General features: G+C 73.3%; 13 protein-coding genes and 1 pseudogene. 9 read left to right on the top strand and 5 right to left on the bottom strand.

Annotation, left to right across the window (positions count from 1 at the left end; all coding sequences use genetic code 11):
• Nucleotides 1-75 precede the first annotated feature (75 nt).
• Nucleotides 76-323: pseudogene (locus ACWCXH_RS04360) on the bottom strand (DNA-binding response regulator); the annotation flags it as partial.
• Nucleotides 324-741: 418 nt separating this feature from the next.
• Here ACWCXH_RS04360 and pdhA point away from each other — a divergent pair.
• The 3 genes from pdhA to ACWCXH_RS04345 are packed head-to-tail and all read left to right on the top strand — an operon-like array spanning nt 742 to nt 4,325.
• Nucleotides 742-1,896 carry a pyruvate dehydrogenase (acetyl-transferring) E1 component subunit alpha gene (gene pdhA / locus ACWCXH_RS04355; RefSeq protein WP_449799798.1) on the top strand — a complete coding sequence of 385 codons (1,155 nt, stop codon included), beginning with the start codon at nt 742-744 and terminating at the stop codon, nt 1,894-1,896.
• Nucleotides 1,896-2,870 carry an alpha-ketoacid dehydrogenase subunit beta gene (locus tag ACWCXH_RS04350; RefSeq protein WP_449799797.1) on the top strand — a complete coding sequence of 325 codons (975 nt, stop codon included), beginning with the start codon at nt 1,896-1,898 and terminating at the stop codon, nt 2,868-2,870. The genes pdhA and ACWCXH_RS04350 overlap by 1 nt, the downstream gene beginning before the upstream one ends.
• 15 nt (nt 2,871-2,885) lie before the next feature.
• Nucleotides 2,886-4,325, top strand: coding sequence for a dihydrolipoamide acetyltransferase family protein (locus ACWCXH_RS04345; RefSeq protein WP_449799796.1), 1,440 nt, complete (start codon nt 2,886-2,888; stop codon nt 4,323-4,325).
• Between the two features lie 70 nt (nt 4,326-4,395).
• Here the strand turns inward: ACWCXH_RS04345 and ACWCXH_RS04340 are convergent, their stop codons facing one another.
• Nucleotides 4,396-5,391 carry an LAETG motif-containing sortase-dependent surface protein gene (locus ACWCXH_RS04340; protein WP_449799795.1) on the bottom strand — a complete coding sequence of 332 codons (996 nt, stop codon included), beginning with the start codon at nt 5,389-5,391 and terminating at the stop codon, nt 4,396-4,398.
• A gap of 187 nt (nt 5,392-5,578) precedes the next feature.
• Nucleotides 5,579-6,532: an LAETG motif-containing sortase-dependent surface protein gene (locus ACWCXH_RS04335; protein ID WP_449799794.1), complete on the bottom strand. Its 954-nt coding sequence runs from the start codon at nt 6,530-6,532 to the stop codon at nt 5,579-5,581.
• Nucleotides 6,533-6,739: 207 nt separating this feature from the next.
• On the opposite strand from ACWCXH_RS04335, the gene ACWCXH_RS04330 reads away from it, so the two are divergent.
• The 3 genes from ACWCXH_RS04330 to ACWCXH_RS04320 all read left to right on the top strand — a co-directional run bounded on the left by ACWCXH_RS04330 (nt 6,740) and on the right by ACWCXH_RS04320 (nt 10,795).
• A complete protein-coding gene (locus ACWCXH_RS04330) occupies nt 6,740-7,981 on the top strand; it encodes a benzoate/H(+) symporter BenE family transporter (protein WP_449799793.1) in 1,242 nt (413 codons plus the stop codon).
• 180 nt (nt 7,982-8,161) lie between these two features.
• Complete coding sequence (locus ACWCXH_RS04325; protein WP_449799792.1) at nt 8,162-9,394, top strand: M64 family metallopeptidase; 1,233 nt, start codon at nt 8,162-8,164, stop codon at nt 9,392-9,394.
• Between the two features lie 72 nt (nt 9,395-9,466).
• Entirely contained in the window at nt 9,467-10,795 is a 1,329-nt protein-coding gene (locus ACWCXH_RS04320; protein ID WP_449799791.1) for an MFS transporter, read from the top strand.
• Nucleotides 10,796-10,990: 195 nt separating this feature from the next.
• On the opposite strand, the gene ACWCXH_RS04315 is transcribed toward ACWCXH_RS04320, so the two are convergent.
• Entirely contained in the window at nt 10,991-11,812 is an 822-nt protein-coding gene (locus tag ACWCXH_RS04315; RefSeq protein ID WP_449799790.1) for a maleylpyruvate isomerase family mycothiol-dependent enzyme, read from the bottom strand.
• 173 nt (nt 11,813-11,985) lie between these two features.
• Here ACWCXH_RS04315 and ACWCXH_RS04310 point away from each other — a divergent pair, with 173 nt between their 5' ends.
• The 3 genes from ACWCXH_RS04310 (at nt 11,986) to ACWCXH_RS04300 (ending at nt 14,711) form a co-directional block, all read left to right on the top strand.
• Nucleotides 11,986-12,783 carry a carbon-nitrogen family hydrolase gene (locus ACWCXH_RS04310; protein ID WP_449799789.1) on the top strand — a complete coding sequence of 266 codons (798 nt, stop codon included), beginning with the start codon at nt 11,986-11,988 and terminating at the stop codon, nt 12,781-12,783.
• Between the two features lie 179 nt (nt 12,784-12,962).
• On the top strand, nt 12,963-13,946 hold the full coding sequence (locus tag ACWCXH_RS04305; protein WP_449799788.1) for a GntR family transcriptional regulator: 984 nt from the start codon (nt 12,963-12,965) through the stop codon (nt 13,944-13,946).
• 117 nt (nt 13,947-14,063) lie between these two features.
• On the top strand, nt 14,064-14,711 hold the full coding sequence (locus tag ACWCXH_RS04300) for a hypothetical protein (RefSeq protein ID WP_449799787.1): 648 nt from the start codon (nt 14,064-14,066) through the stop codon (nt 14,709-14,711).
• A gap of 79 nt (nt 14,712-14,790) precedes the next feature.
• Here ACWCXH_RS04300 and ACWCXH_RS04295 read toward each other — a convergent pair whose 3' ends face one another.
• Nucleotides 14,791-15,576 (bottom strand): SLATT domain-containing protein, encoded by a 786-nt coding sequence (locus ACWCXH_RS04295; protein WP_449799786.1) that lies wholly within the window; start codon nt 15,574-15,576, stop codon nt 14,791-14,793.
• Between the last annotated feature and the right edge of the window lie 75 nt (nt 15,577-15,651).

The raw sequence follows: 15,651 nt of genomic DNA, 5'->3' as shown, positions 1-15,651 counted from the left end.
CATGTCTGTGCAGCAGCTCGGGATCGGTGCCGCCGGTCGGCCTGGTGCCGAGCCGCGAGGGCCGCCGCCCGGGTGCGCAGCTCCTTCGAGCGGCGACCGCCCGGCCGCGACGTCGCGCACGGTGGCGATCGGGGCGGTGCTGCGGATGGCCTTCAGGGCGTGGCCGGAGGCGCCGGCCGTGATCGAGTCGAACAGTGCCTCGTCCTCCGAGAAGGCACTTCGATGTCGTCCTCGACCGAGAGCGGATCGTGCACGCCCCGCCGGACCGCCTTGTGGTCGTCGACCAGGAAAACCCCGGTTTGTCCGTTATCGGCCGCGCCCAAAACCTCCCATATCACCCCACAATTCACCTCTCGCCCGCATCGCCCCAGGGGTGTGATCCGGCCAGAACGGTCCGAAACCGATATCGAGAACCCCCTTACGTACGGGCCGTCGCCCGGATAACGTGCGCTGGTGTCCTGAAGGCGCCCGAATTGAGAGCTGCGTCACGCGGTCCGTCGCCCCCACCCAACCGACGGCGCGCCGAGCGCGGCACCCTCGGGGTTGTAGGCCCCGAACAAGTAGGACGTCCTAGCGCAAGCGCGCCAAGGGCGGACGCTGGGTAACGTTCTCGTGAGGGACGCCGTCGGAACAGGATCACCACCTGCCCCGCATCAGGTGCGCACACCCACGCGCCCCGCGAGGCGGTGACCGGACCGGTCACCGGCGACCCCGGGCGGCCGGACAGACCGAGGAGTGAACGTGACCGTCAAAAGCACGGCGAGGACCCGCAAGAAGGCGGCCCCCGGCGTCCCTGACAAGCTCCGCGCCACGGGTACGGACGCCCAGCCGGAGCTCGTACAGCTGCTCACGCCGGAAGGCGAGCGGGTCGAGCACCCGGACTACCCCCTCACCACCACTCCGGAGGAGCTGCGCGCCCTCTACCGCGACCTGGTGCTGGTGCGCCGGTTCGACGGCGAGGCCACCGCGCTCCAGCGCCAGGGCGAGCTGGGCCTGTGGGCCTCGCTGCTCGGCCAGGAGGCCGCCCAGGTCGGCTCCGGCCGCGCCATGCGCACCGGCGACTACGCCTTCCCCACCTACCGCGAGCACGGTGTGGCCTGGTGCCGCGACGTCGACCCGCTGAACCTGCTCGGCATGTTCCGCGGCGTGAACCACGGCGGCTGGGACCCGAACGAGAAGAACTTCCACCTGTACACCATCGTGATCGGCGCGCAGACCCTGCACGCGACCGGCTACGCGATGGGCATCACCAAGGACGGCGCCGACGACGCGGTCATCGCGTACTTCGGCGACGGCGCCTCCAGCCAGGGCGACGTCAACGAGGCCTTCACCTTCGCCTCGGTCTACAACGCCCCCGTGGTGTTCTTCTGCCAGAACAACCAGTGGGCGATCTCCGAGCCCACCACCACCCAGACCAGGATCCCGCTGTACCGCCGCGCCTCCGGCTTCGGCTTCCCGGGCGTCCGGGTCGACGGCAACGACGTGCTGGCCTGCCTGGCCGTGACCCGCTGGGCGCTCGACCACGCCCGCAGCGGCAACGGCCCGGTGCTGATCGAGGCGTTCACCTACCGGATGGGCGCGCACACCACCTCCGACGATCCCACCCGCTACCGGCTCGCCGAGGAGACCGAGGCCTGGAAGGCCAAGGACCCGATCCTGCGGCTGCGCACCCACCTGGAGAAGGAGGGCCTCGCGGACGAGGAGTTCTTCGCCGCGGTCGACGCCGAGAGCGAGCAGTTGGGGCTGCGGGTGCGCGAGGGCGTGCGCGGCATGCCGGACCCGGACCCGACCCTGATCTTCGACCACGTGTACAGCGAGCCGCACGCACTGGTCGATGAGGAACGGGCCGAGTACGTCCAGTACGCGGCCTCCTTCGAGGCGGGGGAGAACCTCTGATGGCCGGTCAGCTCAGCATCGCGAAGGCGCTCAACAGTGCGCTGCGCAAGTCGCTGGAGGAGGACCCGAAGACCGTCCTGATGGGCGAGGACATCGGCAAGCTCGGCGGCGTCTTCCGGATCACCGACGGACTGCAGAAGGACTTCGGGGAGAGCCGGGTCATCGACAGCCCGCTCGCCGAGTCCGGCATCGTCGGCACCGCGATCGGCCTCGCGCTGCGCGGCTACCGCCCGGTCGTGGAGATCCAGTTCGACGGCTTCGTCTACCCGGCCTTCGACCAGATCGTCTCCCAGCTGGCCAAGATGCACGCCCGCGCGCTCGGGCACGTCAAGATGCCGGTCACCATCCGGATCCCCTACGCGGGTGGCATCGGCGCGGTCGAGCACCACAGCGAGTCGCACGAGGCGTACTTCGCGCACACCGCCGGCCTGCGCGTGGTCACCCCGTCCAGCGCGCACGACGCGCACTGGATGCTGCGGCAGGCCATCGCCTCCGACGACCCGGTGATCTTCCTGGAGCCCAAGCGCCGCTACTGGGACAAGGGCGAGGTCGGCGACGCCGCCGACCTCGGACTGTACGACGCCCGGATCGTCCGGCCCGGCGCCGACGCGACGCTGATCGCGTACGGCCCGATGGTCAAGGTCTGCCTGGAGGCCGCCGCGGCCGCCGAGGAGGACGGCCGCCGGCTGGAGGTCGTCGACGTGCGCTCGCTCTCCCCGGTGGACTTCGCCACCCTGGAGGAGTCGGTCAAGCGCACCGGGCGGGCCGTCGTGGTGCACGAGGCGCCGGTCTTCCTGGGCATGGGCGCCGAGCTGGCCGCCCGGCTCACCGAGCGGTGCTTCTACCACCTGGAGGCGCCGGTCCTGCGGGTCGGCGGCTACTACGCGCCGTACCCGCCGTCCCGGGTCGAGGAGGCCTTCCTGCCTGACCTGGACCGCGTGCTCGACGCCGTCGACCGCGCGCTCGCGTACTGATCCCGGGGAGCGAAGATGGCCACCGAAGTTCGCTCGCTCCGCGAGTTCAAGATGCCCGACGTGGGCGAGGGCCTCACCGAGGCCGAGATCCTCAGCTGGTACGTCAAGCCCGGTGACACGGTGACGGACGGCCAGGTCGTCTGCGAGGTGGAGACCGCCAAGGCCGCGGTGGAGCTGCCGATCCCGTTCAACGGGGTCGTCGAGCAGCTCTTCTTCCCGGAGGGCGCGACGGTCGACGTCGGCACCGTGATCATCTCGGTCGCGGTCGCCGGGGAGGGCGGGGCCCCGGCTCCGGCCGCCCCCGCCGCTCCCGCCGTCGAGGCGCCCGCGGCGACGGCTCCGGCCGCGCCGGCCGAGCCCGAGCGGCGCGAGGTGCTGGTCGGCTACGGTCCGCGGACCGGCTCCGCCCAGCGCCGGGCCCGCCGGACCACCACGACCACCGTCGTGGCCGCTCCGGCCGCCCCCGCGGCGCCGCTCGCCCGGGCCGTCCCGGTGACGGCCCCGGCGTCGGCCCTGGCCGAACAGCCCGCCGGCGAGCGGCCGTTGGCCAAGCCGCCGGTGCGCAAGCTGGCCAAGGACCTCGGCATCGACCTGCGCGCGGTCACCCCGACCGGCCGGGACGGCGTGATCACCCGCGAGGACGTGCACGCCCACGCGTCGGCGCTCGCCGCCGTTGTCGCGGCCCCGGTCGCGGAGCCCGTCGTGGCCGAGCCGGTCGAGCGGGTCGAGGCGCCGGTGCCCGTGCCCACCGCGGGCGACGTCCGGGTGCCGATCAAGGGCGTCCGCAAGGCCACCGCGCAGGCCATGGTGGCCTCGGCCTTCACCGCGCCGCACGTCACCGAGTTCGTCCAGGTCGACGTGACCCGCACGATGAAGTTCGTCCGCCGCCTCAAGGAGAGCGGCGAGCTGGGCCGGGACGTCCGGGTCAGCCCGCTGCTGATCGTCGCCAAGGCGCTGCTCACCGCGATCAAGCGGCACCCGGGGATCAACGCGCAGTGGGACGAGGCGGCCCAGGAGATCGTCATCAAGGGCCAGGTGAACCTCGGCATCGCCGCGGCCACCCCGCGCGGCCTGATCGTGCCCAACATCAAGGACGCGGGCGCCAAGACCCTTGCCGGGCTCGCCACTTCGCTCGGCGAGCTGGTCGAGACCGCCCGCCAGGGCAAGACCTCGCCGGCCGACATGCAGGGTGGCACGGTCACCATCACCAACGTCGGCGTCTTCGGCGTCGACACCGGCACCCCGATCCTCAACCCGGGCGAGGCCGCGATCCTCGCCTTCGGCGCGGTCCGGGAACTGCCGTGGGTGCACAAGGGCAAGGTGGTCCCGCGTCAGGTGACCACGCTGGCCCTCTCCTTCGACCACCGTCTGGTGGACGGGGAGTTGGGCTCCAAGGTGCTGGCCGACGTGGCCGCGCTCCTGGAGCAGCCGAAGCGCCTGATCACCTGGGGCTGAGCCGCAGAAGAAGGGGCCCTTCTCCGCACCGCCGTGCGGAGAAGGGCCCCTTCGCGTGTGCCGTGGCCGGTCAGCGCTGGTGGCGCAGGCGGCGAACGGCGATCAGGACGCCGGCGCCGAGGGCGAGGAGGGCGGCGGCGGAGGCGGCGAGGAAGCCGTTGGTCTCGCTCGAACCGGTCTGCGCCAGTTCCGGGGTGCCGGCCGGTGCGGTGGTGGCCGGGGCGGTCGAAGCGGGCTTCGGTGCCGGGGAGCCGGACGGCTCGGCGGTGGGCGTGGCGGGCGCGGCCAGGGCGGCGGTCCTGGTCTCGTCGGCGGCGGGCTTGGCCGGCTTGGCGGGCGCGGGCTTGGCCGGGGCGCTCGGCTTCGCGGTGGCGGTGGGCTTGGCGGGGGCGCTCGGCTTCGCGGTGGTGGTGGCCGTGGGCTCGGCGGGGCCGTGAAGGACCTTGACGGTCGTGCTCTCGGACTTTCCGGTGCCGCTGACCTCGGCCCACGCGGAGGTGGTGATCGACAGCGAGGTGAGCTCCTTGGGGGCGTCGGCCGCCAGGCTGACCCGGAACATCGCCCGGCTCGCGCGGCCGTTCGCCAGGTGCTGCAACAGCGGCGAGGTGTCGACCCGGATGGCCTCGCCGAGGCAACCGTCGTCGATGGTGAGCTGCGTCCAGGCGCCGTCACGCTTGCCCTCGACCGTCAGGTACTTCAGGAGGGGACGGTTCGCGACACCACTGGGGCTCAGCAGGGTGAGGCTGGGTGCGGCGTCGTCGTAGTCGGCCCCGGTGAAGTTGGCGAACTCCACACCGAGTTCGGCACTCGAGCCGGCGGTCAGCGAGGCCGGGGTCGGGGCGATGAAGCCGGCGACCGGGGTGCCGCTGTGGTGCCGCTCCCGGGCCTCCTTCGAGATGGTGGGGTTGTTCGCCTCGTACGGGCCGGGGCACGCCCAGGCGCTGTCGGTGGCGAGGGCCTGGATGCCGCCGGCGAGGACGACGGTGGCGGCGACGGTGGCGATGCGGCGGCGGGTGGAGAGCGAGCGGGTGTTCTTCGCGAAACGGGCGATAACGGACGTACGCATGACGTGACTCCCCAGGGTCATGGGTCTGACGGTGTGGTGGGTGAAGACGACCGGCTCCGCTCCTCCTGAGCGGAAGCGCCCCCCGGCTCTGCCGGTCTCGCTCTCCGTGCCTTCACCCGTATAGACGCGCATCCCCGGCTGGGGTTGCAGGTGGCGCAAAGTTTTTTCGGCGGACTCTGTCAGCCGGTCAGCGCTGGTGGCGCAGGCGGCGAACGGCGATCAGGACGCCGGCGCCGAGGGCGAGGAGGGCGGCGGCGGAGGCGGCGAGGAAGCCGTTGGTCTCGCTCGAACCGGTCTGGGCCAGCTCCGGGGTGCCGACCGGTGCGGTGGTGGCAGGAGTGGACGAGGTGACCTGCGGTGCCGGGGACTTCGGGGACTTCGGGGCCTCCGCGGCGGCCGAGGCGGGCGCGGTGGGCGTCCGGTCGGCGGCGGGCTCGGCCGGGGCGGGCTTGGGCTCGGCGGTGGCGGTCGGCTTGGCGGTGGTCGGCGCGGCCGAGCGGGCGACCGGGAAGGTGAGGAAGGACTTGCCCACCTCGGAGGGTGAGTCGGGGGCCTGCCCGAGGATGCCGATCTGGATCCTGGTCAGGTCCTTGGGGGCCTTCGCGGAGAGCCCGATGCGGAAGGTGAGATGCGCGGCCCGGCCGTCCTCCAGGTGCTGGATCGTGGTGGCCGGTGCGGAGTTGGTGAAGAGCGTCGGGTCGCAGCCGTGGCGCAGGGCGAGCGGCTGCCAGGTGCCGTCGGCGTTCGCCTCGACCGTGAAGTCCTCGGGCCGCAGGTTGGTGCCGTGGTCCGGGTTGTACAGGGAAAGCGTCGCCACGACGTTGTCGTAAGGGGCGCCGGTGAAGTTGGTGATGCCGACGCCCACCTCGACCTTCGGGCCGCCTGCGGTGATGGTCTGGCCGTCCCGGGTCTGGTGGAAGCCGGGCGTCACGTCCCCGTGGTGGGTGGTGGTCGGGGCGGTCGGTGCCGTGGTGGGAGCCACCGACTCGTACGGGCCGGAACAGGCCCAGGCGGAGTCGCTGGCTGCGATGACCTGGACGCCGCCCGCGAGGACGGTGGTGGCGGCGAGGACGGCGATGCGGCGGCGGGTGGAGAGCGAGCGGGTGTTCTTCGCGAAACGGGTGATAACGGACGTGCGCATGACGTGACTCCCCAGGGTCATGGGTCTGACGGTGTGGTGGGTGAAGACGACCGGCTCCGCTCCTCCTGAGCGGAAGCGCCCCCCGGCTCTGCCGGTCTCGCTCTCCGTGCCTTCATCCGTATAGACGCGCATCCCCGGCTGGGGTTGCAGGTGGCGCAAAAGTTTTTTTCAGGAGTCCTCGGAGGCCTGCTTCGGGATACTGCCGGAATGACGGATGAGCTGACTGTCCGTCCGGGAATGGTGCCGGGCGGGGGCGAGGAGCGGCGGTCGCTGCGGAGCGACGTGTCGGGGACGGCGCTGCTGGCGGGGCTGGTGTGCATCGCGGTGTCGTTCTCGGGGCCGCTGGTGGTGGTGCTCGCGGCGGCCTCGGCGGGGCGGCTGGACGCGGCGCACACGGCGTCCTGGATCTGGGCGGTGGGCGTCGGCAGCGGGGTGAGCGGGTTCCTGCTGAGCTGGTGGACCCGGACGCCGGTGATCACGGCCTGGTCGACGCCGGGCGCCGCGCTGCTGGTGACGAGCCTGGGGGCGTACCCGTACCGGGAGGCGGTCGGGGCGTACGCGGTGTGCGCGGTCGTGGTGACGCTGTTCGGGGTGACCGGCTGGTTCGGGCGGCTGATCGCGGCGGTGCCGGTGGGGATCGTCAACGCGATGCTGGCGGGCATCCTGTTCTCGTTCGGCGCCGGGATCTTCGGCGCCGTGCACAGCGCGCCGGTGCTGGTGGTGGGGAGCTTCGCGGCGTTCCTGCTGGCCAAGCGGTTCGCGCCGCGGTACGCCGTGCCGGTGGCGCTGCTGGTGGGCGGGGCGCTGGCTGCGGTCACGGTCGGGCTGCCGCTGCGGGTGGGGTCGGGCGGGCCGACCGTGCCGGTGCTGACGGTGCCGGCGTTCTCCTGGTCGGCCGTGGTGGGGCTCGCGCTGCCGCTGACGATCGTCGTCCTGGCCTCGCAGAACGCGCCGGGCCTCGGGGTGATGCGGGCCTTCGGGTACCGGGCGGACGACCGGCTGCTGATCGGTTCGACCGGTGCGATGTCGCTGCTGATGGCGCCGTTCGGCTCGCCCGGGGTGAACCTCGCGGCGATCACGGCGGCGATCTGCTCGGGCCCGGAAGCCCATCCGGATCCGCGCCGGCGCTACGTCGCGGGGATGTCCTCGGGGGCGCTGTACGTGGTGGTGGGCAGCTTCGGCGGGGTGCTGGTGAGCCTGTTCACCGGGCTGCCGAAGGAACTGATCGCGGTGATCGCCGGGGTCGCGCTGCTGGCGTCGCTGCAGGGCAGCCTGGCGGCGGCGGTCGCGGAGGAGCGGGGGCGGGACGCGGCGGTGGTGACGTTCCTGGCGAGCGCGTCGGGGATGAGCCTGTTCGGGATCGGCTCGGCGTTCTGGGGGCTGCTGTTCGGGCTCGGGACGCACCTCGTGCTGAACCTGCGGAGCCTGCGCAGGCCTGGGAGGCCGTAGGGACGCCGGGTCGGGAAGCGGCCGCGCCGAGATTCATTGGTATGACTGGTGCGATACGGATCGTTCGGCCAGGTCGGTGACTTTTTCGTCCGCCGGTAGGGGCGACACGCCGGTCCGGGTACGTCTCCGCTCCATCACCCGGGCGACACCGGGTGACCGGAGCCCCGAGGACGCACCCGAATGCCGTCTGGCAACCCTGGCCGTCTCGTCCGGAGTCTGGCCGCGCTCGTACTGGTGTCCACCGCCGTACTCCCGGCCGCCCTGGAGCTGGCCGGCCCCTCGCCGTTCGGCGTGATCGGGCCCGGCGCCCCCGTGGACCGGGCGGTGCCGCCGCACTCGGCGCAGCGCGCCGACCTGCGCGGCGCCGCGCCCGCCCCGAGCGTCGACATACGCCGCACCGGCGACCCGGCCAACCGGATCACCCTGGTGCTGCTCGGCGACGGCTACACGGCCGCCGAACAGGAGCTGTTCCAGCAGCAGGCCGACCGGGCCTGGCGCTCGCTGATGGAGATCGAGCCGTTCCGCAGTTACCAGGCGTTCTTCAACATACGGCGGGTCGAGGTGGTCTCCCCGGTCTCCGGGATAGCGGAGACCGAGAGCCGCGGACGCAACCCCTCGACCCCGCTCGGCATGCACTTCTGGTGCGAGGGCACCGCGCGGCTGCTCTGCGCGGACGAGCCGGCCACCGCCCGGTACGCGGGGGACAGCGCCGGGCCGCAGTACCTGATAGTGCTGGCCAACTCGAGCGAGTACGGCGGCGCCGGGGGCACCGGGGTGACCACCCTGGCGGGCGGCAGCCCGGACGCGGGGCGGATCATCCAGCACGAGATCGGCCACACCGTGGGGGACCTCGGGGACGAGTACGACTCCGCCCCGGACGACGCCGACTACCCGAACCTCTCCACCCTCGACGCCGACGACATGCGCAGGAAGCAGACCAAGTGGTGGCGCTGGCTGGGCGCCGAGTCCCCGGACGGCGCCGGGACGGTGGGGGCGTACCGCGGCACCAACGGGCTCTACCGGCCGACGCCGGACTCGGTGATGCGCACCCTGGGCAGCGCCTACAACCTGCCGTCGCGCGAGGCGATCATCGAGGAGCTGTACCGCAGGATCCGCCCGAACGACCCCCCGGTGCCGTCGCCGGGCGAGGTGACCGGCCGCCCCCAGCTGGACGTCCGGCCGCTGCCGCTGACCGGGGCGCACCAGCTGCGGGTGGACTGGACGGTGGACGGTGTCCCGGTGGAGCCGCAGACGGCGGACCACGGGCGGCTGGACACCGCGCAGCTGAACATCCCGCCCGGCCACGCCGCCACCGTGACGGCGACCGTCCGGGACAACACCGACTGGGTGCGGGACGAGGCGTTCCGGGACAAGTACATGACCCGCTCGGTGTCCTGGACGGTCACCGGCTGAGACCGGTTCGTGAGCGATCGGCCGCACCCCACCCTGGGCATCCGATCATGGGATGACTAGCCTGGGCGCACTATGACCGTGGAGCCAGCCCGTTCAGTCCGTCCCCTGTCCGCCTCCGCTCCCCGTTCTCCCGCCGAGCCCCCGGCCGCCCCGGCGTCCCCGCCGGGCGGGCGTGCCGCGTGGCTGGCCTGGTCCGTCGGCGTCAGCGTCTACGTCCTCGCGGTGATCCACCGCACCAGCCTCGGCGTGGCCGGGCTGGACGCCGCCGAGCGCTTCGGGATCGGCGCCTCGGCGCTCTCCGCCTTCTCGATCCTCCAGGTGCTGGTCTACGCGGCCATGCAGATCCCGGTCGGGCTGCTGGTCGACCGGTTCGGGCCGCGCCGGGTGCTGCTGCTCGGCGTCCTGCTGCTCAGCACCGGGCAGCTGGCCTTCGCGTTCAGCTCCTCGTTCGCCCCCGCGCTGGCCTCCCGGGCGGTGCTGGGCTGCGGCGACGCGATGACCTTCATCAGCGTGCTGCGGATCGCCGCGCGCTGGTTCCCGGCCGCGAAGAACCCGTTCGTCGCGCAGCTGACCGGCCTCGTCGGGATGGGCGGCAACCTGATCACCACGGTGGTGCTCGCGCAGGTGCTGCACAGCGAGGGCTGGACGCCGACGTTCGCGGCGATCGCGCTGCTGGGGGTGGCGGTGTTCGCGCTGGTCGCGCTCCTCCTGAAGGACTCGCCGACGGGCGGGCTGCCGGTGGAACAGCGGCCGGGCTCGCGGCCGAAGACCGGGCGGCAGGTCCGGGAGTGCTGGCGGGAGCCCGGTACTCGACTCGGGCTCTGGGTGCACTTCACCACCCAGTTCCCCGGCAACGCCTTCGGCCTGCTCTGGGGCCTGCCCTACCTGGTCGAGGCGCAGGGCATGACGCGCGGCGAGGCCGGCGGGCTGCTGACCCTGCTGGTGCTCAGCAACATGAGCTTCGGCTTCGTGTTCGGCCGGGTGCTGTCCTTCTCGCCCCGGGCCCGGATGCCGATCGTGCTCTCGGTGATCGCGGCCACCGGCCTCGGCTGGGCGCTGGTACTGGCCTGGCCCGGCGGCCACCCGCCGGTGTGGCTGCTCGTCGGGATCATCCTGGTGATGGGCGGCAACGGCCCGGCCTCCCTGGTCGGCCTCGACTACGCCCGGGCCGGGAACCCGGTGGAGCGGCTCGGGACGGCCTCCGGCATCGTCAACATGGGCGGGTTCATCGGCACGATGATCACCCTGTTCGGCATCGGCATCCTGCTCGACACCCTGGCTCCGGCCGACGCGGACACGTACTCGGCCGACGCCTTCCGGTGGGCGTTCTGCTGGCAGTACGTGCCCCTGGCGGTCGGGACGCTGATGATCCTGCGGCTGCGGCGGAGGGTCGATGCGTAGGGTTACCGCCGTTCGGCGCGCGTCGTCGATCAGCGGCCGTACTCGGATTTCCTCCTTCCGGGTGATGGCAGGACTGCCCGGAACGACGATGTCGAACGAGTGAGGTGCTGGTCCCAGGTTGACGTACGGACGCACGAGGGGTGCCGCCCCGGCGTGCGGCCGTGCGTGTACGCCGGGGAGTGTGCGCCAGAACTTTCAGATGGTGACGGAGAAGGTGGCCAGCACCCGTTCGGCCAGCTCCTTGTCTCCCTCGACGCTCACCGGGCCGGGGCGGCCGCGGCCGCAGGCGAGGCGGACGTACGTCTCCCAGTCCATGGTCAGCTGGACATCCGGCGCGAGGCTGATCGACTCGTCCACGGTGCCGCGGCCGGCCGCGTCGACCCGCACGGTGCGCAGGAACTCGACCGGGCCGGTGACGTCCAGCACGAGGGACGTCCCGGCCGGGGCGCCGGCGTTGTGGGCGACGGCCTTGGGCAGCTTCTCCAGCAGCACGTCCCGGGTGATCAGGGCGCCCGGGGAGTCCAGGTCGCCGGGCACGTCCAGGGCACGGCGCAGGTCCTGCTCGTGCACCCAGACGTCGAAGGCCCGCAGGCGCAGCAGCTCGCGGTACGGCACGTCCCGGGCGTACGGGCCGGCGGGCCAGCGGACCGGCTCCTCGGGCGTCCGCTTGGCGTTCCGCAGGGCGCGCGAGCGGCGGATGATCGTGTACTCCAGCTCGCTGGTCATCTCCAGCGCGGTGTGGCAGCGGCGCTTGTCCACGGGCAGTTCGACGTAGCGGGCGAACTCGCTGGTGACGTGGCGCAGGTCACGCGGCAGCGCGTGGATCGGGCGGGGGTCGCCGAGCAGCTCGGACTCGACGGCGATGATGTGCGAGACGACGTCCCGCACGGACCAGCCGGGGCACTCGGTGGCGCGGTTCCAGGAACCCTCCGGCAGGGGGGTCACCAGTTCCGCTATGGACTCGATGCTCTGCGTCCACGCCTCGGTGTAAGCCTGCACGGTCTGGTTGTCCGTCACGGGAATCTCCGGCCCTCCGTCAGCTGCCTTGCCGCGCGCACCCTGCTTCGGAGGCCGGCCGGGTTGGTCCGGCCCCCGGGCGCACACGCTAACCGCACGTTACGCTGCCGGGAGACAGCCGGGCAGCGCTTTCGGGTGACGATCGTAGGACTCTTGCCGTGGACGGTGGTACTGTGCGCGCTTCATTGATCCAACTCGCGGTCTCCGACGCCGAGCCGCCGGCCGAGCGACGGGCCAGGGCCGCCTCCCTGGTGCGGGCCCAGCGCGGCTCCGACCTGGTGGTCCTGCCGGAGCTGTGGCCGCTCGGGGGCTTCGCGTACGACCTCTGGTCGGAGGGCGCGGAGACGCTCGACGGGCCCACCTCGGACGCGATGGCGGCGGCCGCCCGGGCCGCCGGGGTCTGGCTGCACGCCGGTTCGATCGTCGAACGCGATCCGGACGGCCCGATCTACAACACCTCGCTGCTGTTCGCCCCCGACGGCGAGCTCGTGCACACCTACCGCAAGATCCACCGCTTCGGCTTCGACAGCGGCGAGGCGGTGGTGATGGGAGCCGGGCAGGAGATCGTCACGGCGGCCACCGACTTCGGCACGCTGGGCCTGGCCACCTGCTACGACCTGCGCTTCCCGGAGCTCTTCCGGGCGCTGCTGGACGCGGGCGCGCAGCTGCTGGTCGTCCCGGCGGCCTGGCCGGAGCGGCGGCGCGAGCACTGGACGCTGCTGGCCCGGGCACGGGCGGTCGAGGAGCAGGCGTACGTCCTCGCCTGCAACACCGCCGGGACGCACGGCGGGGTCGAGCAGGCCGGGCACAGCATCGTGGTGGACCCGTGGGGCCGGGTGCTGGCCGAGGCCGGGGCGGGGGAGCAGGTGCTGACCGTCGAGTTCGACCCGGCCGAGGTGGCCAAGGCGCGGGCGGAGTTCCCGGTGCTGCGGGACCGCCTGCTGGGGATCCCGGCGCCGGTCCAGCGCTGACGGCGGCGGGGCGCCGCTGCTGCGGGGCGGGCGCCGGGCGGGTGGTTCCGGCCGTCCCGGGGTTGGTTCGTACCTGCTCCGGACGGGTTTGAGAAGATGAGCACTCGTCGTGTTCCCAGCCGTTCTTCGGCCGGTCCGCCGAGGGGCGGCCGGTCGGCCCGCCCGAGGAGGTCGCGCGCATGTCCGGCAACGGCGCAGGCGACACCCGTCCCGTCATCCAGCGCAACAGCCTGCGCGAGCAGATCGCGGGCGCGCTGCGCGAGGAGATGATGGCCGGCCGGCTGGAGGCCGGCCGCAACTTCACCGTCAAGGAGATCGCCGACCTGTACGGCGTCTCCGCGACCCCGGCCCGCGAGGCGCTGGTCGACCTCGGCGCCCAGGGCCTGCTGCGGACCGAGCACCACCGCGGATTCACCGTGCCCGAGCTGGGCTGGGACGACTTCGTGGAGATCTTCGAGTCCCGGGTGCTGCTCACCGACAGCTACTACCGCCAGTACCGCGCCCACCGGGCGCTGCCCGACCTCACCCGGCTGCCCTCGCTGCGGCGCCGGGCGGACGCGGCCGTGCGGGCGGCCCGGGCCGGGAACCTGGACGTGATGGTGGGCTGCGACCGCCGGTTCTGGCAGGCGGTCGCCGGGCTGCTCGGCAACCGCCGGATCGGCGACTACCTGGACTGGCTGCGGGTGCAGTCCTGGATGTTCGCGGCGCCCTTCCTGCGGGGACTGCCGGTGCTGGGCGGGGTGTGCTGGGACCACCACGTCGACCTGGTGGACGCGATCGAGGCGCGCGACCTCGCCGGGGCGCACCGGATCATCTGCGAGTACAACCTGTTCACCGTCCGGCTGCTGGCCGGGCTGGCCGGGCAGCCGCTGGGGTCGGTGGCCGTGCTGGGGCTGCTCACCGGCTCCGCGGACGGGGAGCCGGCCCCCGTCCCCGCGCCGGCCGGGACCCCGGCGGCGGAGCCGGCCGCGGAGCCCGGGGCGGGCCGCCCACGGCGGGGCGAGGACATCGGCCGGGAGCTGGGCCGGGAACTCGGCCTCGGGCTCGGCCTGGTGCCGCAGCCGCGCGCGATGCCCTACGGCCGATTCGGACGGCGGCTGCCCGAGCCTCCCCCCGAGCACCCGCAGGGACGGTCCGACCCGCACCGCGCGCCGGGCCGGTAGGGTGGGCGGTCGTCGAACCGGACGCCCGCCGTCAGGGCCCGTCCCGGTGCCGACACCGCCGCCCGCAGTCGTCCCGTCCGCGCGGACGACTCCCCGCCCGGAGAGGAAGAGCCGGCCATGGCCTGCGACCTCTGGCTCGTCCCGCTCGTGGACGTGCTGAGCCACAGCCCCGACAACCCCTTCCGGGACGACCTCGCGCTCTACAACGCCGTGCTGACCTCGCGCGGCCTGCCCGAGGTGCCGGTCTACCAGTACGTCCCGGGGATAAGCGGTGCCGTCGAGCCGATAGCCGCCTTCGACTACGACTCGCTGCACTTCCTGCGCCGCGCCTACCTGTTGGGCCTCACCGGCCTCGACATCACGCCGGTCGACTCGCTCGGCGGCGACTACGAGCAGCTGCTGGAGATGTTCGAGAACAGCGCCGAACAGTCGCACCTGGTCTGGCACTTCGACCACGCGGGCGCCTACGTGCCGATCGAGTTCGCGGTGCCGCTGGTGGACGACGCGCTGCTCGCCGTCGGCGGCCCGCTCGGCTCCAGTCACGGACTGCTGCGCGAACTCCAGGCCGTGGCACCGGCGTTGGGCCTCGACCCGTACAACCCGCCGGCCCCGACCCGGCCGCTCGGGCCGACCGGCCTGGAGCAGCCGTTCGGCCCGCCGCTGGACGACCTGCACCCCTTCGCCAGGGAACGGCACGCGTGGGCGGGCCTGTACGCGGCGGCGACCCGGAGCGTCGCCCAGGGCTCGATGATCGTCTTCGCCTGAGCCGGCCGCCCCGGCAGCTCCCGTCCTTCCCGGCGACGTTCCGGCAACGCCCCGGCCGCCCCGTGGGCGCCGTCGCCCGTTACCGCAGCGGCCCCTCCGGCGGCCGCTGGCGCGGCATGGTGGGCCGGGTGCCCGGCGGGGGCGGCACCCGCACCTGGGCGCCGACCCCGGTCTCGGTGCGCCCGTTCCACGTCCCGGGGGCCTGGGTGGGCAGCTGCGTCATCGACGCGCGGAACTCCAGCATCCACTCCGAGGTCTCGGTGCGGACCACGTCCGACACGTCCTCGCAGAACCGGCGCAGCACGCCCAGGCAGCGTTCGGCGGCCTCGCCCGCGGTGCCCTCGGTCGGGCCGAGCACCTCCCGCACGCACTCCGACGCCCAGTCGAACTGGAAGGCCTCCAGGCGGCGTTGCAGCGCCTGCGCGGTGCTGACGTCCCGCATCCAGCCGGAGGTGAGGCCGAACGCCCGGTCGGTGCCGTAGCAGGCCGCGGCGAGCGCCAGGCCGACGTAGCCCCAGCCGGTGCCGTGTGCGACGGTGCCGGTCAGCTCCACCAGCGGGGCGGTCACCCCGCCGACCGCGAAGCCGACCGCGGCGAACCGCAGCAGGCGGGCCCAGCGGCGCTTCCAGACGCGGTCCCGGCGGTACCACTCGATCGCCTCGACCGCCCGCTCCTCGGACCAGCGGTAGAGCTCCTCCAGCCGCTCGGCCGGCTCGCCCCAGTCCCCGAGCGGGAACTGGCGGGCGCTCAGATCGGTCCGGCGGCGGGTGGAGGCCCGGCGGGCGACCGCGGCGGCGGGCGGGTCCTCCTCGCCGATCTCCTTGCCCCAGGCACTCTCCTCGGGCTGCATTTCCGGCTGGCTCACCTGTGGGGCTCCCTGTGGCGGGCGGCTTGGTCTGGCGACGCGTCCGGCTGACGGATCGTCTGCCAGTGGTTGTCC

Source organism: Kitasatospora sp. NPDC001660 (assembly GCF_053596725.1).
This window is presented reverse-complemented; position numbering and strand designations above follow the sequence as displayed.